The sequence below is a fragment of the Tunturibacter gelidoferens genome (assembly GCF_040358255.1).
GTDB classification, from domain to species: domain Bacteria; phylum Acidobacteriota; class Terriglobia; order Terriglobales; family Acidobacteriaceae; genus Edaphobacter; species Edaphobacter gelidiferens.
In genome coordinates this window covers 2,033,236-2,054,574 of sequence record NZ_CP132938.1, presented here as the reverse complement: position 1 = coordinate 2,054,574, position 21,339 = coordinate 2,033,236, and the positions used below count along the sequence as shown (strand labels likewise).

Genomic DNA, 21,339 nt, shown 5'->3' with positions numbered 1-21,339 from the left:
TAACGACGTCTGCCTCGTCGAGCGCTAAATCCTGCATACAACGAACGTGGGATAGTTCTATCGGCTTGAGTAGGGTGTACTGCACCAACAAGTTACTTTAGTAATTAAACCTTGGTTCTCCAAGCTCTGTTTCTTTGTGTCATTTGCGAACTCACTGCATGCAAACCTAGCTGGACATGCAGATGAGAGACTTTGCCTCGCGATAGACGAAGTGGGCCCCGGTTTCCGTTGCAGGGTAACTGTAGTAACCATTTCAAAACAAAATATTCATCCGGATGTCCGGGCCCCGATTTACTTTCGGCTCAGGCAGCGTGATTTGACTAACCAATTTCCTCTTTGTACGGAGCATATTTTGCGAAAAGTATTCAGAACCCTCGTAACCAGCATCACCCTCGCACTTATCTTCTTCTGTCTGGATTCGACCTCCCCGTCACAGACAGCGAACGCCGCCACAGCGCTTGCCATCAGCACCACCTCGATACCCCAAGCTACCCTTGAGAAGGCCTATAGCGCCTCTCTCAAAGCGACCGGCGGCACCGTGCCTTACCACTGGAAGGTTGTTTCTGGCACTCATCCCCCAGGGTTCGCTCTCAACGGTGGCACAGGCCTGCTCTACGGCACACCGACGAGGGACGGATCGTTCCCGCTTACCTTCTCTGTGACGGACTCCTCAAAGCCGGCCCAGACCAAGACCGTCAGCCTCACCGTTGCTGTTGCAACTGCCAACGCCTCACCCTCGCCACTCTCGATCACCTCGGCGACGCTAGCCGCAGGTACCGACGGCACAAACTATTCTTCGCAGTTGAAGGCCAGTGGCGGCACTCCGGCCTACACCTGGTCGATCACCTCCGGCAAACTGCCCGCAGGGCTCACCCTGGCTGCGACCACCGGCATCATCTCCGGCACACCCACCGCCGCCGGCACCTCCAGCTTCACTGCAACCGTCACCGACAACAGCAACCCAGACCAGACCAAATCCGCTGCGACCTCCATCGCCGTTGCCGCGGAAGGATCGCAGCAGAGCGGCTCTGGCACGAGCTGGTACATCCGTCCCGACGGCGGAACGCGTTACTCCGCGAACGCCACGACCGGCCAGTGCGACGGCAAGGCCGACGTAGCTTACTCCGGCACCGGCACCAACCAGCACTGCGCCTTCAAGGATCCCCGCTATCTCTGGGATGACCAGAGCTACGGCAACCACGCCTGGGTCATCTCCGGCGGCGATACGGTCATCCTCCGCGGCGGACCGTGGCGCATCGGCTTCGATAAGGCTCCCGGCAGCTGCAGCGGCGCAGGCTGCGGCGCAGGCTACACCTGGTGCTTCGGCGGCGGCGGAAACTACGGCTGCTACAACCCCCCAATCCCCGCAGGAACGGCCAGCCAGCACACCCGCATCCTGGGTGAAAACTACGCCTCCTGCAACAGCGGCGGCGTTACTACCCGCTCGCAGCTCACGCAGATCTTCGGCGGATTCGGCGTCACCGAAGCGCTCAACCTCACCGGAGCGAAGTACGTCGATGTAGAGTGCCTCGAAGTGACTCGCCACTCACAGTGCATCGCATTTGGCAGTCCTGCAGTTCCAGCAAGCTGCGTCAGCGGTTCGGCAGACGACTACGACTCCGACGGCATCCACACCGACAACACCACCCACGATCTACTCATGCAGGACCTCTGGATTCACGGTCACATCGGCCGCGGCATCAAGGGACCCATCGGCGGCCTGGTTACCTGCCTCAGATGCGATATAGCCTTTAACGGCGGCGCAGGCTGGGACTTCGACGATGGCAGCGCCACTCCCATGGTCAACGGCGACTGGCACTTCCTCTACTCCACCATCGAGTGGAGCGGATGCAACCAGGAGTACCCGGCAGTCCACACCATCCCTGTCGCCTCCTGCTACGGCCAGAGCGATGGCGGATACGGTGACGGCGTCGGCACCCCGCACGGCACCGGTCTCTCCGCCACCATCGACCACTCGAAGTTCATCTACAACACTCAGGATGGACTTGACCTCGGCCACATCGACACCGGCGGACCCTACACCCTCAGCATCACCAACTCCATCGCCTACTCCAACAGCGGAGGAACCTTCAAGATCGGAGGCAACTTCGGCACCGCGATGATCACCAACAATGTGGCCATCGGAGACTGCGACAGAATGGCTTACCCGATCAGCGGAGCGCCGAGCACTTACAACGCCCATCTCGGAGACTTCTGCCGGGCAAGCGATGCCTTCCCCTTCGACTTCCGCCAGAACAGCACCTTCACCATCGCCAACAACACCATCGTGACCTACGCACCCACCATCTTCGATATCTCCTGCTGGGACGCTCCAGGCGTCCAGGGAGCAAACGGTAAGGGATGCGGCGGAGCCACGTTGAACTTCCACGACAACATCGTCGTCGGCTATGACAATCCCGCTACCTACCCCCTGGGCAGTCAGGTAGGCGGACCCGGAGCCTGGTACTTCCAGGAAGCAGCCCCCAGTGGGAGCAAGTCTGGCACCGTCATCGGCACGATCAATCGCAGCAACAACCTCTACTACGGCATCGGCCACGGCTTCACCTGCCCCACCGGCTACTCCAGCGAGAAGTGCGTCACCCCGGACTTCGACAAGCAGCCCACTGGAAACGGTACGAGCTTCACCCCTACCGAACTCGATAACTTCAACTTCAACATCTCTTCAGGAAGCGCGGCAGCAGGAACAGGAGTCACCTACTCCGGCGTTCCGGCCACCGACTACAACGGAGTCAGTCGTCCGAACCCGCCCTCCATGGGAGCTGTCGAACCATAAGCCGCAAGTCTGCGTGACTGTCGCCCCTCACAACGATCTCTGTTGTGTCGGGCGACCGGTCGACAACACGAGCAAGTTACAAATTATGCACCGATGGCGGAACGAGTGGTTGGAGCAATTCAACCACTCGTTCCAGATCACCAGCCGTCGGGTCCGCGTCTCTACCAACCCCTCGACCTGGTGTAAAAGCAACACCAACTGAACAAATTCTGAAACTAACTATGGCGTGTCTCTCGAAAGGAGACACGCCATTTCCTTTTAAATTCCGGACAAACTCGGGTCCACATACCACGGAAGTGGGATGTTCCCTTTTTGGCACAGAGTCCCATACTTTTCAAAGTGGTTACTGTTGTGTGCAATTTACGACTTTGACCCGCCCCTGATTGTCTGTCTCACTTTGCAACTCTTCTGCAAGCAAGCCTGAATGAGTCGGTTAGCAATTCCGCCCACTCACACGGAAGTGGCAGCTCAGATCCCCCATCGGGTAACTGTAGTCACCACTTTTAACCTGTAACGTTCATCCCGAGAGCCTCAACCTGGCTGCCAAAGATGCCGTTATACGGATAACAAGTTTGATTTTTTTCGGGGTGCAATTTGGGAAAAGTAATCAAGACGATCGCTGCGAGTCTGAGCATCACCCTCATCATCTTTGGTCTCGGTTGCGGATCGGGCATCACCGGACCGGCAGCTCCAAGCATCAGTCAGGTTACTCCGCAGACGATCCCCGCGGGCTCACAAACTCAGACCCTCAAGGTCACGGGCGCGAACTTTACCAGCGCCGCCGTCATTCTCTGGAACGGCTCGCCAATCTCCACCTCCCTGGTCAGTTCCACAGCTCTGACCGGGACCATCGGTAGCAACAATCTCGCCACGCCCTCCACGGCCAAGCTGCAGGTGCAGAATCAGGATACGAGGGCTGAGTCGCAGACCATTCCCGTAGTTGTCTCGGCAACTGCAACCGGTAACTCCCTCACGCCGCTCGCAATCACGGCGACCTCCTTACCTCAAGCTACTTCCGGCACCGCATACTCTGCAACCCTTTCGGCGACGGGAGGAACCTCTCCCTACATTTGGAGTTTCGTTTCGGGAAACATCCCCGCAGGTCTCAACCTCTCCGCAAGCACCGGCATTCTCTCCGGTACCCCCACGACCAGCGGCAGCTACTCCTTTGTCCTGTCGGTGACCGATTCCAGCTCGCCCACACTGTCGACAACCGCCACAATCTCCTTGTCGGTGGCCCCAGCTGCGCCGATCGTTCCGCCAACGGCTCCCCTGACCATTACCTCGTCCGCTCTTCCCACCGGCACCAGCGGTTCGTCTTATTCAGGTGTTCTGCAGGCTAATGGAGGCGCCGCACCTTACCTCTGGTCGATCACCGGAGGCAGCTTGCCCACCGGCCTCACCCTCGGAGGCAGCGGTCTGATCTCCGGCACACCCACGACGAGCGGCAACTTCCCCATCACCGTAACCGTTCAGGACTCCTCCTCCACTCCGCAGACCACTGCCCTCTCGTTGTCCCTCTCGATCGTGGCCGCAGGATCACCGCTCTCAATCACCTCAAGCACGCTGCCTGCAGCCGCAGCAACCCAGCCCTACAGCGCCACCCTCAACGCAGCGGGAGGCACCGCACCTTACACCTGGTCGCCCAGCAGCTCTCTACCCGCAGGACTCAGCCTCGCCTCCAACGGCTCGATCTCAGGCACGCCGACAACCAGCGGAACCTTCCCCTTCAACGTCACCGTAACTGACTCGTCGAGCCCCACCCAGACGGCACATGCCGCGGTCACGCTCTCCATCGCACCCACGCAGCTGACCATCACGTCCTCAACCTTGGCGCCCGGAACGATCGGTTCAAGTTACTCTCAATCCCTCCAGGCGGCCGGAGGCAGCGCCCCTTATGCCTGGTCGGTCTCCTCAGGCAGTCTCCCCGCAGGACTCAGCCTCGCAACCAGCGGCTCAGTCCTGGGCACACCCACCGCCACTGGAACCTTCAACTTCACCGCCACCGTCACCGACGCGAGCAGTCCCGCACAGAGCAAGTCTGTTCCGGTTTCGCTCACCATCGCCCCCGCAACCCTCGCCATCATCTCTTCCACCCTTCCCTCTGGAACCGTCGGCGCGGGCTATTCGGTCCCCATCCAGGCGCAGGGAGGCACGAGCCCCTACACCTGGTCGATCACCTCAGGCAGCCTGCCTTCAGGGCTTATCTTTGTCTCTTCCACCGGCATCGTCTCCGGAACGCCAACTGCAAGCGGCACCTTCAACTTCACCGCAACCGTCACCGACGCAGCCAGCCCCGCTCAGAGCAAGTCCGTCGCAGTCTCCCTCACCATCGCACCGGCGACACTGGCCATTACCTCTTCCACCCTCCCCTCCGGAACGAACGGTTCAGGCTACTCCAACGCGCTTGAGGCGTCTGGAGGCACCGCCCCCTACACTTGGTCGGTCACCGCAGGCGCTCTGCCGGCCGGTCTCACCCTTGGCTCAACCACTGGCGTAGTCTCCGGCACACCCACCGCCAGCGGAAGCTTCACCTTCACCGCCACCGTCTCTGACGCAGCCAGCCCAGCGCAGAGCAAGTCCGCGATAGTCTCTCTTTCCATCGCTCCCGCAACCCTCAACATCCTCACATCGACGCTCCCCTCCGCCACTCAAGGATCGAGCTACTCGAGCACACTGCGCACGAGCGGAGGCACCGCGCCCTTCACCTGGTCGATCACCGGAGGCAGCCTGCCTGCCGGACTTACTCTCGGCACGGCCACCGGCATCGTCTCCGGGACACCCACCGCAAGCGGCAGCTTCAGCGTCACCGTGATGGTCAAAGACTCAGCCACAACCGCGCAGACAGCAACGGTAACCTTCTCTCTCTCTGTGGTGGCTGCCGGCTCGCCGCTCGCGATCACCTCCAGCACCCTGCACTCCGGTACAACGAACATCCCCTACACCGCCACTCTCAACGCCACCGGGGGCACCGCTCCTTACAGCTGGTCCATCACAGGCGGCAGCCTCCCCAGCGGATTCACCCTCGCATCTAACGGCACTGTCTCCGGCACACCGGCAACCAGCGGAACCGTCAACTTCACCGCCACCGTCTCTGACTCCTCAAGTCCTGCGCAGACACAATCCGCCCCAATCTCATTTGTCATCGCACCTCCGGCTCTGGCCATCATCACCTCGTCCCTGCCCTCTGGAACCCAGGGCTCTGCCTATTCAACCGGCGTCCAGGCAACTGGAGGAACGGCACCCTACAGCTGGTCGATCACCTCTGGCGCTCTGCCAGCCGGACTCAGCCTGGGTACAACCACCGGCATCGTCGCTGGCACCCCAACAGCGAACGGAACATTCAATATCACCGCTACCGTCACTGACGCTGAAAGCCCGGCGCAGACCAAGTCGGTCGCTCTCTCAATCTTCATCACACCGCCGGCGTTGGCAATCACAACCTCGGCCTTCGCGCCAGGCACTCAAGGAACCGCTTACTCCGCCTCCCTGCTCGCAACCGGTGGCACTACCCCATATGCATGGTCGATCAGCACAGGCAGCCTTCCTGCCGGTCTCAGCCTCTCCTCCAGCACGGGCCTGATCTCCGGCACCCCAACGGCCAGCGGAACCTTCAACTTCACCGCGACGGTCACCGACGCAGAGAACCCTGCCCAGACCAGGTCTGCATCCGCGTCGCTCGTCATTGCGGCACCGGCGCTGGTCATCAACACCTCAGCCCTTCCCACCGGAACTCAGGGGGTAGCCTACTCAAACGCCCTTGCAGCAACCGGCGGAACGACACCCTACAGTTGGTCGATCACCGCCGGCAGCTTACCCGCCGGACTTAGCCTCTCCTCCAGCACAGGCCTCATCTCCGGTACTCCCACAGCAAACGGAACCTTCAACATCACCGTCACCGTTGCGGACGCCTCAAATCCCGCCCAGACGAAGTCTGCTGCACTCTCACTCGTCATCGCTCCTCCTGCCCTCGCCATCACCACCACGTCGGTGCCCGCGGGAACCCAGGGCACAACCTACTCAACCGCTCTGCTGGCAACCGGCGGCACCACACCCTACAGCTGGTCGATCACCTCCGGCAGCTTACCCGCCGGACTTAGCCTCTCCGCCGGCACAGGCGTCATCTCCGGTACTCCCACGGCAAACGGAACCTCCAACATCACCGCAACCGTCACCGATGCATCGAACCCTGCTCAATCAAAGTCCGTCGCAGTCTCACTCGTCATCGCACCTCCAGCGCTTCTGCTTACCACCACATCCTTACCCGCCGGAACCCAAAACACGAGCTACTCGAAGACACTCACTGCGACAGGCGGCACAGCCCCCTATAGCTGGTCGATCGTCTCTGGAAGCCTCCCTGCCGGACTCAGCCTCTCCGCCAGCACAGGCATCATCTCCGGCACGCCCACTGCCAGCGGCAGCTTCTCGATTACCGTAGCGGTCAAAGATTCAAGCTCCACCCAACAGACTGCAACCGGCGCCTTCACATTCTACATTGCTCCGCCTGCACTCATCATCACCTCGTCGTCCACTCTCGCCTCAGGTACGGCGAATAAGTCCTACAGCGCCACCCTTACCGCGTCCGGCGGAACAGCTCCCTATAGCTGGTCGATCTCCTCCGGAAGCCTCCCTGCCGGACTCAGCCTCTCGGCCAGCACCGGCATCATCTCAGGCACGCCCACAGCCAGCGGCAGTTTCTCCATCACCGTAGCGGTCAAAGACTCAAGCTCCGCCCAGCAGACAGCAACCGCTACTCTCTCACTCGCAGTCGCTCCACCGGCACTCGCGATCACCTCTTCTTCCACGCTTGTCTCCGGCACGGCGAACAAGGCCTACAGCTCAACCCTCACCGCAACCGGCGGCACAGCCCCCTACGCTTGGTCAATCGCCTCAGGAAGCCTTCCGGCAGGACTCAGCCTCTCGGCCAGCACCGGCATCATCTCCGGCACGCCCACAGCCAATGGGAGCTCCTCGATTACCGTAGCGGTCAAAGACTCGAGTTCCACCCAGCAGACTGCAACTGCAACTCTTTCACTCACCATCGCGGCGGGCACACCTGCACTCGCGATCACCTCTTCCTCCACTCTCGCCTCAGGCACGACGAACAAGGCATACAGCGCGACCCTCACCGCAACCGGCGGCACGACTCCCTATAGTTGGTCCATCACGACGGGAAGCTTGCCCACCGGCCTCAGCCTCGCAGCCAGCACCGGCATCCTCTCCGGCACACCAACCGCAGCCGCAACTGTCAGTCTCACCGTCACAGTCACCGACTCCTCCAGCCCCGTACAGACGAAGTCTGCATCCGTCTCGTTCACCATCACAACTCCGGCGCTCACCATCACCACCGGGACACTAACCTCCGGCACCGACGGCACTGCCTACTCTGCCCCGATGACAGCAACTGGCGGCACCCCGGCCTACACCTGGTCGATCACCTCCGGCAGTCTACCCGCAGGACTCACCCTGGCTGCGACTACAGGCATCATCTCCGGCACGCCCACGGCCACCGGCACCTCCAGCTTCACCGCAACCGTCACTGACAACAGCAGCCCCGCCCAAACCCAATCCGCTTCAGCCGCAATCACCATCGCAGCTGCCGCACCGCCGAACCCAGGCACCACCTGGTACATCCGTCCCGACGGCGGCACCCGCTACTCCGCGCATGTCACGACTGGCCAGTGCGACGGCAAGGCCGACGTGGCTTACTCCGGCACCGGCACCAACCAGCACTGCGCCTTCAAAGATCCGCGCTACCTCTGGGATGACCAGAGCTACGGCAACGACGCCTGGGTCATCGCGGGCGGCGACACCGTCATCCTCCGCGGCGGACCGTGGCGCATCGGCTACGATAAGGCTCCCGGAAGCTGCAGCGGTGCAGGCTGCGGCGCAGGCTACACCTGGTGCTTCGGCGGCGGCGGCAACTACGGCTGCTACAACCCCCCGATCCCCGCAGGAACAGCCAGCCAGCACACCCGCATCCTGGGTGAGAACTACGCCTCCTGCAACAGCGGCGGCGTTACTACCCGCTCGCAGCTCACGCAGATCTTCGGCGGATTCGGTGTCACCGAAGCTCTAAACCTCACCGGCGCCAAGTACGTAGACGTAGAGTGCCTCGAAGTGACACGCCACTCGCAGTGCATAGCCTTCGGCAGCCCTGCAATTCCAGCCTCCTGCACCAGTGGATCGGCAGATGACTACGACTCTGACGGCATTCACACCGACAACACCACCCACGATCTGCTCATGCAGGATATGTGGATCCACGGCCATATCGGCCGCGGCATTAAAGGGCCCATCGGCGGTCTGGTCACCTGCTTGCGATGCGACATAGCCTTCAACGGCGGCGCAGGCTGGGACTTCGACGACGGCAACGCCACTCCCATGGTCAACGGCGACTGGCACTTCCTCTACTCCACCATCGAGTGGAGTGGATGCAACCAGGAGTACCCTGCTGTCCACACCATCCCGGTCGCCTCCTGCTATAGCCAGAGCACCGGCGGCTACGGCGACGGTGTTGGAACCCCGCACGGCACCGGCCTCTCCGCCACCATCGATCACTCCAGCTTCATCTACAACACTCAGGACGGACTTGATCTCGGCCACGTCGACACGGGCGGACCCTACACCCTCAGCATCACCAACTCCATCGCCTACTCCAACAACGGAGGAACCTTCAAGATCGGAGGCAACTTCGGCACCACAGTGCTCACCAACAACGTCGCCATCGGCGATTGCATACGCATGGCGTATCCCATCACCGGTACGCCGAGCACTTACAACGCCAACCTCGCCGACTTCTGCCGTTCTGAAGATACCTTACCCTTCGACTTCCGCCAGAACAGCACGATCACCATCGCCAACAACACAATCGTCACCTACTCGCCCACTATCTTCGACATCTCCTGCTGGGATGCTCCAGGCGTTCAAGACTCAAACAACAACGGATGCGGCGGCGCTACGCTCAACTTCTACGACAACATCGTCGTCGGATACGATAACCCCGCAACCTACAACCTCGGCGGACAAGCGGGCGGACCCGGAGCCTGGTACTTCCAGGAACCACCTCCCAGCGGAAGCAAGTCCGGCTACGTCATCGGCACCATCAACCGCAGCAACAACCTCTACTACGGCATCGGACACGGCTTCACCTGCCCCACCGGCTACGCCAGCGAGAAGTGCGTCACCCCCGACTTCATCAACCAACCGGCGGGTACCGGAAGCAGCTTTGCCCAGTCCGAACTCGATAACTTCAACTTCAACATCTCCTCTGGAAGCGCGGCAGCAGGAACCGGAATAACCTATACTGGCGTTCCGGCCACCGACTACAACGGTGTCAGCCGTCCGAATCCGCCTTCCATGGGAGCCGTTGAACCATGATCTTTCGCCGTACCGCCCTGTTTTTGTTCTTTGCTCTACTAGCTTCGCTGCCTCTGTCTGGAGAAACCTGGTACGTCCGCCACGATGGAGGCACGCGCTCCTCAAAAGAGCACTCAGGGCAGTGCGACGGCAAAACAGACGCACCGTATCGCAAGGGATCCGGCCAGCATTGCGCCTTCAGCGACTACCGCTATCTCTGGGACGATCAGACCTACAACAGTGACGCGTGGGTCATCGCCGGCGGCGACACCGTCATCCTCCACGACGGCCCGTGGCGCGTAGGCTGGGACGCCGCAACCGGCAAGGGCGCCGGATACACATGGTGCCTCGGCGGTGGAACCTCCGGCTGCAGCAATCCTCCCATCCCATCCGGAACAGCAGCTCATCACACTCGCATCCTCGGCGAAAACTACGCAAACTGCGGAAGCCCAGAGTCAACAGACAGATCAAAACTCACCCAGATCTTCGGCGGGTTCGGAGTCTGGACCCCGCTCAATCTTCAAGGCGCCCAGTACGTCGATATAGAGTGCATCGAAGTCACCCGGCACTCGCAATGCGTCTTCTTCGGTGATCCACCCGTCCCTGCCCCCTGCAATCGAGGCGGCCCCAAAGACGACTACGACTCCGACGGCGTCGTCACCGACGTCCATACCCACAATCTCCTCCTGCAGGATATGTGGATTCACGGACACGTCGGTCGTGGAATCAAGGGCCCCATCGGAGGACTCGTCACCTGCACCCGATGCGACATCGCCTACAACGGCGGCGCAGGTTGGGACTTCGACGACGGCAACGGCACCCCCAGCGTTCATGCCACCTGGAACTTCAACTACTCCACCATCGAGTGGAACGGATGCAACCAGGCCTATCCCGGCCCCGGCGCCATCTCCTGCTACGGTCAGAGTAACGGCGGATATGGAGACGGCGTGGGAACCCCGATGGGCATGTGTCTCGCCACAAATATCGATCACTCAAAGTTCATCTACAACACGCAGGACGGGCTCGATCTGGGACACGGCGACAAAGGAACCGATTGCCCGCTCACCATCACCAACTCCATCGCCTACGGTAACGGAGGAGGCTCGTTCAAGTGGGGCGGCAACGAGAATCCCGCCGTCTTCACCAACAACATCGCGATCGGAAACTGCGTCCGGATGTCTGAACCAATCCCCGGCCAGCCAAGCACCTTCAACGCTCACCTGGCAGACTTCTGTCGGGCGGAAGATGCCCTCCCATTCGACTTTCGCCAGGGCGGTACCGTCCTCTTCGCTAACAACACCATCGTCTCCTACGCCCCCACCACCTTCGACATCGACTGCTGGGACCCAAGCTGCTCCGACAGCACGCTCACCTTCAAGAACAACATAGTCCTCGGATATGACAATCCCAAAACCTACAGCCTCGGCGGAAAACCCGAGGGCCCAGGCGGCTTCTACTTCCAAAAACCCATCGGACACATCGTTCGCAGCAACAATATCTTCTATGGACTAAGAGGGCTTCGCTGCCCAACCGGACACTCCAACGAGAAGTGCGAAAATCCGCAGTTCGTATCTCAACCCCGCTTCTCTTCGGAAAAAGATCTCGACGACTTCAACTTTCACCTGTCGCCCACAAGCCCTGCCCGCGGAAACGGAGTACGCATCCCAGAGGTCCAATCCGACTATGAAGGAAAGCCCCGGCCCTCCACCGGCAACTACGACATCGGCGCCAGTCAACACTGACCATCGCCGAACCGTGAGCGCGAGAATCTTCAATGACCCAATTGCGTAGTTGCGGAGCATTTCTGCGGTCAGGCATACTAGGTCATGCCTGAATCTCGCCTGCGCCAACTCCTGAAATTCATTCGAGTATTTGGCATCGCAGCGGGCATCCGTCTCTGGTTTTCTCTACTCCTTCAAACGAATCGCAAGCCTGGCCTGATTCAACTTCATCTTCCAAACCTTCCAGCGCCAATCCACCTGCGCGAACAGGACCTCCCGATCTTTTGGCAGATCCTGGTCATGAAAGAGAACGACTTCGAATCGTTACCTCAGGCCCAGCGAGTAAGAGACACCTACAAGAAGATTCTGTCCGAAGGCAATCAGCCCGTCATCGTTGACTGCGGGGGTCACATCGGGCTCTCCTCCGTATGGTTTGCCTCTCGTTATCCGGAGGCTGCGCTCTACTGCATTGAACCCGACAAAAATAACTTCGCCCTCCTCCAGCAAAACACCGCGACATATCCAAACGTAACCTGCCTGAATGGCGGCGTATGGAACAAGTCGTGCCATCTGGAGATTCAGAATCCGCTCTCAGGAAGCGCCTCGTTTCGTCTGCAGGAGACATCGGCCCCTTCAGACTCCTCATCCTCCAGCGTGCTGCGCGCCTACACCGTTCTCGAAGTCCTTCAACGCGCCGAGAAGAACCGCCTCTTCCTGGTAAAAATGGATATCGAGGGAGGCGAAGCACAGGTCTTTCAGGACTCCGCGGAGTGGCTGAAACTCACCGCGGTGCTGATCATCGAACTGCACGACTGGCTCATGCCGGCACAAGGCACCAGCAGAAACTTCTTCAAGCGGCTCGGCGAAAATAACTTCGATGTCGTTCTTCGAGGCGAGAATCTGCTCCTCTTCCAGGTTCCAGGTCGGGACACAACAACAGCCCGGCACCTTCGCGAAGAAGTCCTGGTTTCCAAATCCTGAGACCCACCGATCATCGGTAAAGCCCCGCATACCGCAGTAGAAACGACCCTGCAGTCCGCACGTTGCTCAGGTCAAGCGGATACAAGGCCAACGCACGCAGCGAACTCTGTACCGCTCCCTGCATCTGTTGCCTAAGCCCGAACGCCTCGGCTCGCTGACGATAGATATGGCTCAAAGCAATCCTGCGAGCTGTCATGCCGCATCCTGGAGACCCATAGTGCTTTTCAATGAATTGCAGTTGAGCCTTAAGCATTCCGTCGGAATCAGTGGTCAGCGAGTCATCTGAGGTTCTGTAGAGAGAGATCACTCTCGGAGCAAATCCAACCTCATAGTGAAACGCCATCCGGAGCCAGAGATCGCGATCCTCTGTCTGCTTCAAGGTCTCATCGAACACCCCAACCTTATCCGTACAGGCTTTGCGAAACATCATCGACGAAGTAGGAAGCTGCACGCTCCTCATGTAGATGTAAGGGGCAATCTTTCCCTGGGCATTGCGCCGATTGCCTTTGAACGTATCGATGACCGTGCCTTCTGAATCGATGCGCGAAATCAATCCATACGCGAGTCCAACCTCCGGTCGATCCTCAAAGCATCGCAGCGACTCTTCCAGACGCCAGGGCAGCCACACATCATCCGCATCCAGCAACGCCAGAAACTCCGCAGTCGCGTGGCGTATTCCGTTGTTCCGCGCCGCAGACACCCCGCCATTCGCCTGTTTGATGTACACAAGTTTAGGGCCCAATCGCTCCTGGTAAGAAGCGACAATATCGGCAGTGTTGTCCGTGCTGCCGTCATCGATCAGCAGAATCCTCCAGTCTTCGAAGGTCTGCGCCAGGACGCTATCAAGAGCAATCGGCAAATATTTTGCGGTGTTGTACGTCGGTACAATAATGTCAACTGTCGCCATTACCACAATCTCTCTTCCTAAACGCCCCGCCTAGTACAACCCGAATTGCATCGGCAAAGTCAGGATCTATTCTGACACGGCAAATCTCACAATGACTTGAAAGCCTAATAACCGCAGTATTACAGATGATTGACACACGTTTGCTCTCTTTTCGCCTCGATCCAAAGAACTATCTCCCAATTTGGATAACGAGAAACCAAGTCACGGAATACTTCGTCGAAATCCCATGTGGGCCGACGTAACCTAAGTCACCATTCATCTCATAGGATCTGACCCCGAATAGCTACTACCCAAAAGATACTTGCCCAACAATCGGAACCACGAAACAATGAACTCCAGTAACACGGACAGGAGAGAGGCTCAGCATGTTTTTTCGCGCACGGCGGGCGCTTCAAAGGGCCTGGTTTGATTTCAACTGTCGGTCTCTCCTCAAAACTTCTCCCATTGCCTCCAGTGACCCCTCTCTCACCCTTGTCTCGATGGTCTGTCACGGCGAGGTCCTCATGTATCTCCTCGCCGCAAAGTCCTTTTGCAATCAACTGGGCCGAAATCCGCAGGTCGTCGTCCTTAATGACGGATCGTTTACCGAATCCGACTACACAATGATCCGCAAACATATTCCTGCAGCAAAGATCGTCTCCATCTCTGAAGTAGCCCCGGCCAACACACCGAAAGGAAGCTGCTGGGAGCGCCTTCTTCTCATCAGCGACCTTGTAGCCGACACCTTCGTCGTCCAGCTCGACTCCGACACCCTCACAACCGGCTCCATCGCGGAAGTCGTGCGATGCATCGACGCAAACCGCAGCTTCACGCTCCTCGGCGACCGTTCCTTCCCCGAAGTTGAATCTATGACCGACGCCTGCCTGCGCTCAAAGACCAATCTCCATCCCATGGTGCAGGCAGTCTGCGAACGAAACTTCGACCAGCTTCCCGAAGCCGCCTCCCTCCAGTACGTACGCGGCAACGCCGGCTTCAACGGCTTCGCCAGAGGATCGATCGACCGTGAAAAAGTGGAGTGGTTCTCCGAGCTCATGCGCCGTCTTGCCAAGGAGCAGTGGAACGAGTGGGGTAGCGAGCAGCTCACCTCGAATCTCCTCATCGCAAACTCAGACGGTGCCACCCCTCTACCAGCCCCGAAGTACCTCTCCTACTGGGCCCACCCCGACGTCCCCTACGAAGCCTCGGCATTCATCCACTTCATCGGACCCTATCGCTTCTCCAAGGGTCTCTACCTGAGGAAGGCGAAGAAAGCGATCGCGTCTCTAGCCCCCGCTTGATTCCGACCAACGGGAGGACCGACGCTGGTTTTCACCAATCAAAGACCGGTATACAAGTCACGAAGTGACCGCCCCACGCGTAGTGGGCCCGTCCGGCAGGACTCGCCTTTGTCAGCCCAACCTAGCAGCGAACGATCTTGTCCGACTTGATCCCCTTCGTAGCGTTCCGCGAGTCCACCACCAGCTTCGACTTGCTCACAATATCCTTGTAGTCATAGTCCGTGTGGTCCGTCATGATCAGAACGCAGTCGTACTGCCCCAGATCATCGAGTGGCGTACAGGTCATATTCAGGTTGTAGTGCCGCCCTCTGCCCACCGTCGGGAAGTAAGGATCGTTGTACTGCACCTCAGCGCCCTGCTCCCGCAGCAACTCGATCACGGTCAACGACGGTGACTCCCGAAGATCGTCGATGTCCTTTTTATAAGCCATCCCCAGCATCAGAATGCGTGACCCGTTCAGAGCCTTCTTATTCTGGTTCAGCCCCTTCGCAACATACTGCACCACATGCGCAGGCATCGCTTCATTCACCTCTCCGGCCAGTTCAATGAAGCGCGTGTTGAAGTCGTACTCCTTAGCCTTCCAGCTCAGATAAAACGGATCGATCGGGATGCAGTGTCCACCGAGCCCCGGCCCAGGATAGAACGGATGAAATCCGAACGGCTTCGTCGCCGCAGCGTCGATCACCTCCCAGATATCCATACCCATCTTCAGCGCCAGCACCTTCAGCTCGTTGACAAGAGCAATGTTCACGCAGCGATAGATATTCTCCAGCAGCTTCGTCATCTCGGCCGCGCGCGTCGACGACACCCTCACCGACCGCGTAAAAATGCCCTCATACATCACCGCCGCCAGCTCCGTGGCAATCTCCTCATGGCCGCCCACGACCTTCGGAATATTGTGCCGCGCCACGGTGGTATTGCCCGGATCTTCGCGCTCAGGCGAGAACGCGACATAAAACACTCCATGCTCGGCCACCGCTCCCTGGCTCTGCACCTTCAGCCCGTTGCGGTTTTCCGCCTCGAGGATCGGAATCATCAGATCCTCCGTGGTCCCCGGGTACGTCGTACTCTCCAGCACCACCAGCTGCCCCTCCTGCAACCACGGAGCGGCCGCCTTCGCCGTATTCTCCACGTAACTCAGGTCCGGCTCGCGATGTTCGGTCAGCGGCGTCGGCACGCACATGATGATGGCGTCCTGATCAGAGAGGCCAGCGAAGTCCGCCGTAGCCTTGAAACCCTGTTTCCGCGCGCTCTGAATCTCTTCTGCGGGAATCCGAAAGATGTAAGACCGGCCCGCCTCGAGATCTGTAACTTTTTTTGTATCAATATCAAATCCCGTCACCTTGAAACCCGCCTCTGACAGAAGCAGGGACAGCGGCAACCCTACATACCCGAGCCCGATCACTCCGATCTTCGCGGTACGGTTCTCCAGACGCGCCATGCGCACTTGTGCAATCTTTGGTAAAACAACCTGGCTCTGTGTCGACATAGTCTCGATTATCGCATCCGCCTTCGGCACTTCCATCTCCTGAAACTCGATCAAAACAATCGAATTCCTCGTAAATTATTCGCCTTCGCAAACTGGCTTCACACTCCGCACTCAAATTGCATGCAACAATACGGGCAATTTCACCAGAAAACTCAAAAAGTACTATCCTTAGTTTCTAATTCATCACCGCACCAATCGTTCAGTCCTCTTCCGTCGTCCAGGTCGCACGAAAGTCGCATTAACTTGCATCTTCTCGCTCATCAAAATTTAATTCATGTCGTCCATCTGCCCTCGGCACTAGCTTTCGTCCTGCAAACCCTGATAATAAGGGAGGCATAACGTCACGAAACATCTTTTGAACACCCCAGCACGGTACGTCTGGGTGGAGGAATGATGGCCCGTTATCTCATCACCGGAATCGCAGGCTTCATCGGCTCATCCCTGGCCCACGCTCTCGTCGAGCAGGGACACGACGTACGCGGCATCGACAATCTCTCCACAGGAGACCTCGACAACCTCGCCGACATCCGCCACTCCATCGACTTCCAGGAGATGGACCTCCAGGACGCCGCCGGCATGAGATCCGCCTGCGAAGGCGTTGACTTCATCCTCCATCAGGGAGCCCTCGCCTCGGTCCCACGCTCCGTCAAAGATCCCCTCACCTCGCACGAGTCCAACATCAACGGGACCCTGAACCTCCTCATCGCCGCGCGCGACGCCAAGGTTCGCCGCATCGTCTACGCGGCCTCATCTTCAGCCTATGGCGACCAGCCCACCCAGCCCAAGCAGGAAGACATGCTCCCCCGGCCGCTCTCGCCCTACGCCGTCCAGAAGCTCACCTGCGAGTACTACATCCAATCCTTTTACCGAGCCTACGGCCTCGAAGGCGTCTGCCTGCGCTACTTCAACATCTTCGGCCCGCGCCAGGCAGCCGACTCGCCCTACTCCGGCGTCATCGCCCAGTTCACCTTCAAGATGATGGAGGGCATCACCCCCACCATCCTCGGCGACGGCCTCACCAGCCGCGACTTCAACTACGTCGACAACGCCGTCAGCGCCAACCTCCTCGCATGCCTCGCGCCCAGCGAAGTCGCCACAGGCCGCGTCTTCAACATCGGCACCGGCAGAAGCCACACGCTCAACGAGGTCTACGCCACCATCGCCGAACATCTCGGCTTCACCGCCCAGCCAATCTACGGTCCCCCCAGGGCGGGCGACATCCAGCACTCCCTGGCCGACATCACCCGCGCCACCCAGGAACTCGGCTATCAGCCGAAAGCTCACTTCCACGAGGGCCTGAAGAAGACCGTGGCCTGGTACCTCGAAGAGAAGCAGAAGAAGGAAGTCACGGCTATCAGAGTCTGAGAAAAAGGCTGCCAGAATACCTGGCAGCCATCGAAGCAACACATCGGCACGACTGCCCTCGAGACCGATATCTCTCGCAGGGACGTCAGTCCGAAACTTACGCGCGCATCCGCCGCATCAGCGCAGCTGCAGAGCCAATCAAGCCCGTCCCAAGAAGCAAAAGCGAGCTGGGCTCAGGAACAGACGAGACTGTCCCGTCGAAGTCGACTCCAAAGTCCGCTCCTCCAGCCTGAACGACCTGGAACGTCAGCGTATTGACCCCACTCACAAAATCACTCGAAGGAAGGTAGATCAACGTGCCAGAGCCTGTGCAGGTCGGCGTTCCGTTTGAGCAATGCGGATAAGATGACCCCGTCGGGACGTTCAATATCTGCCCGTTCAAAAACACAATCGCAGTGTCGTCTGCCAGGACGGAGATCGCACCACTGTAATCGGATGGATCTTTGGTCTCGATATCAAACGTGCTGGTGAAGAAATAATTGCCATTCGGTGTGTTGACGAAAGGACTCGACTCCGGACTGGTCTGCGCGTACGACACCCAGCTCGAATCACCGATCGGCAGACTCCACACCGAGCTATTGGTAATCTGAAGATATTGTGTACCAATCAACGGATCTACCGGTGCTGTGAAGTCAGGTAGTCCATCGTTATACGCATAGCTCGGCGGCGCGATCACCGCTAAAGCCGAGTTATTGTTGCCCCCACTACCGGCATCCTGACCGTAGCTTCCCAAAGAGAGAGTATCGGCAGAGGCGAACGTAGTTGCAACCACGAACACCACTCCCAAGGCAGAGAGTTTCGAAAATAATTGCATGAAAGGGCCTCCTGAATTCCGCTTAAGCGGTTCATCCTGAACCATGGTTTGCCACGGTCTCGTACATGCGCGCCTGTCACTGCCCTCAATAGGCCAGCCGATTTAGCGGCGGCTCTGAAAGGCGATCACGCAACCCTTTATGCAGCTTGGTACCCAAACGAAAACCATTTTGAATCAATTATTTAGAGCTCAAGAGTGAAAACAGACGGCAAGATTTTGCATAGTTCTGCCGCGAATGTGACAATCTTTGCCACTTTCCTGCCAAATCTTGCGCATCCACGCTAAACATCCCAAGAGTTCTCCCACCGAACTTGCCGAAATAGCGAAATAGATCCCGGCGATCGCGTCCGCCAACTGCCCCTCCCAATTCGCATCTCAGTAAAAAGAACCGCCGCGGACACTATTACTTGAGCGAAAATTCCTTTCGCAAAGCTCTAAATCCGAACCCGCGTTTTCAAGCCAATGAGGTAAAAGAAGATAATGCATGTTATGTCTCCGGCAGCCCGGACCGCCCCATCCTCGGCCAGAATCACCCGGCGCATCGCGCTCTCCGGAGCTCTCTTGCTGCTTCTCCTCGCAGCTCCCGTCCTCGCCTTCAGCGCGCCGCTTACCGGCACGCCCCTCAATGACGGCTACTACGCCCTCTACAATCTGGACTTCGACGCCGCCCACGCCCACTTCGGTCAATGGATGGCCGCCCACCCAGACGACTGCCTTGGCTCAGCGTCTGACGCGGCCGCTTATATCTTCAATGAGTTCAACCTCCTCGGCGTCCTCGACATCGAGCTCTTCGCCGATGACAATCGCTTCCAGTCCCGTACCCGTCCTCCCGTTGATCCCGCGCTCAAACAGGGCTTCAACAATCGCATCGACCAGTCCAACCGCCTCGCCGACATCGCTCTCCAGCACAACCCCAATGACTCCAACGCCCTCTACTGCAAAGCCGTCACCTCCGGCATGCAGGCCGACTGGGCTTCCCTGATCGACCGCCACGAGTACGGAGCCTTCAAATACAGCGAGCTCGCCAGCAAATACGCCAAACAGGCGCTCGCCGTCAATCCAACTCTTTACGACGCCAACCTCGCCGTGGGCATTGAAAATTACATGCTAAGCCTCAAGGCCGCGCCCATCCGCTGGTTCCTTGGCATGGCTGGCGCCGGCACTAACAAGGCCGAAGGTGTCCGCCTCCTCAAACTCACCGCAGAACAGGGTCACTATCTCGCCCCCTTCGCCCGCCTCATGCTCGCCGTCGGAGAGCTTCGCGACGGCCGCACCCAGTCAGGCAAACAGATCCTGATCGGCCTCTCCCAAGAGTTTCCCAAGAACGACCTCTACCAGCGTCAGATCGCCCGCCTTCATTAGCCCCCTGCCGAAATTCAACACTGAATCTCTCTCAACGTGTACCTTTAAACGATCGCTACATCCCACGCCTCCAGAGAGACGGTTGCAGGCGTGCAACTCTCGACTACTACGCAACGTCAACCAAACGCAGTCAATTTACGTCACCACAAAGGGTTCTCATAAGCATGCGCATTGCATCTGTCGGCACAGCCTATCCACCTCATCGCTACTCCCAGGCACAAATCTCAGAAGCACTCACGGCGCGCTGGCAGGATCGCATGGAAGAGCCCAGGCTCATCAACCGGCTCTTCGTCAACTGCGGTGTCGACTTCCGCAATCTCGTATTCCCTTTGGATGTCTATGAGAACCTCTCCGGCTTCGGCCCCACCAACGACGCCTGGATCGTCGCCGCCGTCGAACTCGGCGAGAAAGCCATCGACACCGCCCTCTCCCGCGTAGGCCTCACCCCAGTCGACATCTCCGCTATCTTCTTCGCCTCCGTCACCGGCATCGCGAGTCCCACCATCGACGCGCGCCTCATCAACCGCATGCCCTTCCCCACCAGCATCAAGCGCACGCCTATCTTCGGCCTTGGCTGCGTCGCCGGTGCCGCAGGCATCTCCCGCGCCTCCGACTACGTTCGCGCCTTCCCCAATCAATACGCTCTGCTCCTCTCCGTCGAACTCTGCTCCCTCACCTGGCAGGACAACGACCAGTCCATCGCCAACCTCATCTCCTGCGGTCTCTTCGGCGACGGCGCCGCCGCCGTCATCATCGCAGGCTCCGAGACCGCGCTCGCCAAGCGCACCTGCGTCACCTGCATCTCAGGCCCCAAAATCCTCGACACGCGCTCTACCTTCTATCGCCACACCGAGCACATCATGGGCTGGGACATCGGCGACATGGGCTTCAAGATCGTTCTCTCCCCCGACGTCCCCAAGGTCGTCAACGAGCATCTTCGCGGGAACGTTGAATCGTTTTTGACCGACAACGGTCTAACCCTCGATGACATTTCGAGCTACATCTTCCACTCCGGCGGCCCCAAAGTTCTCGAAGCCATGGAAACCACCCTCAACCTCCCCGACAACGCCCTCGAACCTTCATGGCGCAGCCTGCGTGAGGTCGGCAATCTCTCCGCAGCGTCGGTCCTCGCCGTCCTCGAAGACGTTCTCGTCAACGCCCCCGGCAAACCCGGCACCTACAGCATCCTCGCTGCCATGGGCCCAGCCTTCTGTTCGGAGCTTGTTCTCCTCCAGTGGTAACCGCCTCCTCTGCAGCTCTGTGACCCAAG

At 59.1% G+C, this 21,339-nt stretch carries 11 protein-coding genes; 8 read left to right on the top strand and 3 right to left on the bottom strand.

Going from position 1 to position 21,339, the window contains the following annotated elements; genetic code table 11:
• Positions 1-352 precede the first annotated feature (352 nt).
• The 4 genes from RBB81_RS09105 (at position 353) to RBB81_RS09090 (ending at position 12,855) form a co-directional block, all read left to right on the top strand.
• On the top strand, positions 353-2,794 hold the full coding sequence (locus RBB81_RS09105; protein ID WP_353073457.1) for an Ig domain-containing protein: 2,442 nt from the start codon (positions 353-355) through the stop codon (positions 2,792-2,794).
• Positions 2,795-3,388: 594 nt separating this feature from the next.
• Complete coding sequence (locus tag RBB81_RS09100) at positions 3,389-10,174, top strand: beta strand repeat-containing protein (RefSeq protein ID WP_353073456.1); 6,786 nt, start codon at positions 3,389-3,391, stop codon at positions 10,172-10,174.
• A complete protein-coding gene (locus RBB81_RS09095; protein WP_353073455.1) occupies positions 10,171-11,895 on the top strand; it encodes a hypothetical protein in 1,725 nt (574 codons plus the stop codon). Before RBB81_RS09100 ends, RBB81_RS09095 begins: the two co-directional genes overlap by 4 nt.
• Positions 11,896-11,979: 84 nt before the next feature.
• Positions 11,980-12,855: an FkbM family methyltransferase gene (locus RBB81_RS09090; protein WP_353073454.1), complete on the top strand. Its 876-nt coding sequence runs from the start codon at positions 11,980-11,982 to the stop codon at positions 12,853-12,855.
• A gap of 10 nt (positions 12,856-12,865) precedes the next feature.
• Here RBB81_RS09090 and RBB81_RS09085 read toward each other — a convergent pair whose 3' ends face one another.
• The gene (locus RBB81_RS09085; RefSeq protein ID WP_179581623.1) at positions 12,866-13,762 is read right to left on the bottom strand and encodes a glycosyltransferase family A protein; all 897 of its coding nucleotides are present in this window, start codon (positions 13,760-13,762) and stop codon (positions 12,866-12,868) included.
• Between the two features lie 365 nt (positions 13,763-14,127).
• Between RBB81_RS09085 and RBB81_RS09080 the strand changes: the two genes are divergently transcribed.
• Positions 14,128-15,039, top strand: coding sequence for a hypothetical protein (locus tag RBB81_RS09080; RefSeq protein ID WP_353073453.1), 912 nt, complete (start codon positions 14,128-14,130; stop codon positions 15,037-15,039).
• Between the two features lie 121 nt (positions 15,040-15,160).
• Here the strand turns inward: RBB81_RS09080 and RBB81_RS09075 are convergent, their stop codons facing one another.
• On the bottom strand, positions 15,161-16,528 hold the full coding sequence (locus RBB81_RS09075; protein ID WP_183792288.1) for a nucleotide sugar dehydrogenase: 1,368 nt from the start codon (positions 16,526-16,528) through the stop codon (positions 15,161-15,163).
• 393 nt (positions 16,529-16,921) lie between these two features.
• Between RBB81_RS09075 and RBB81_RS09070 the strand changes: the two genes are divergently transcribed.
• Entirely contained in the window at positions 16,922-17,893 is a 972-nt protein-coding gene (locus RBB81_RS09070) for an SDR family oxidoreductase (protein ID WP_353073913.1), read from the top strand.
• A gap of 97 nt (positions 17,894-17,990) precedes the next feature.
• Here RBB81_RS09070 and RBB81_RS09065 read toward each other — a convergent pair whose 3' ends face one another.
• A complete protein-coding gene (locus tag RBB81_RS09065; RefSeq protein ID WP_353073451.1) occupies positions 17,991-18,707 on the bottom strand; it encodes a PEP-CTERM sorting domain-containing protein in 717 nt (238 codons plus the stop codon).
• Positions 18,708-19,196: 489 nt separating this feature from the next.
• Between RBB81_RS09065 and RBB81_RS09060 the strand changes: the two genes are divergently transcribed.
• Together RBB81_RS09060 and RBB81_RS09055 are read left to right on the top strand one after the other, a co-directional pair.
• Positions 19,197-20,069, top strand: coding sequence for a hypothetical protein (locus RBB81_RS09060; protein ID WP_353073450.1), 873 nt, complete (start codon positions 19,197-19,199; stop codon positions 20,067-20,069).
• Positions 20,070-20,233: 164 nt separating this feature from the next.
• Positions 20,234-21,310, top strand: coding sequence for a type III polyketide synthase (locus RBB81_RS09055; RefSeq protein ID WP_353073449.1), 1,077 nt, complete (start codon positions 20,234-20,236; stop codon positions 21,308-21,310).
• The last annotated feature ends 29 nt before the right edge of the window (positions 21,311-21,339 follow it).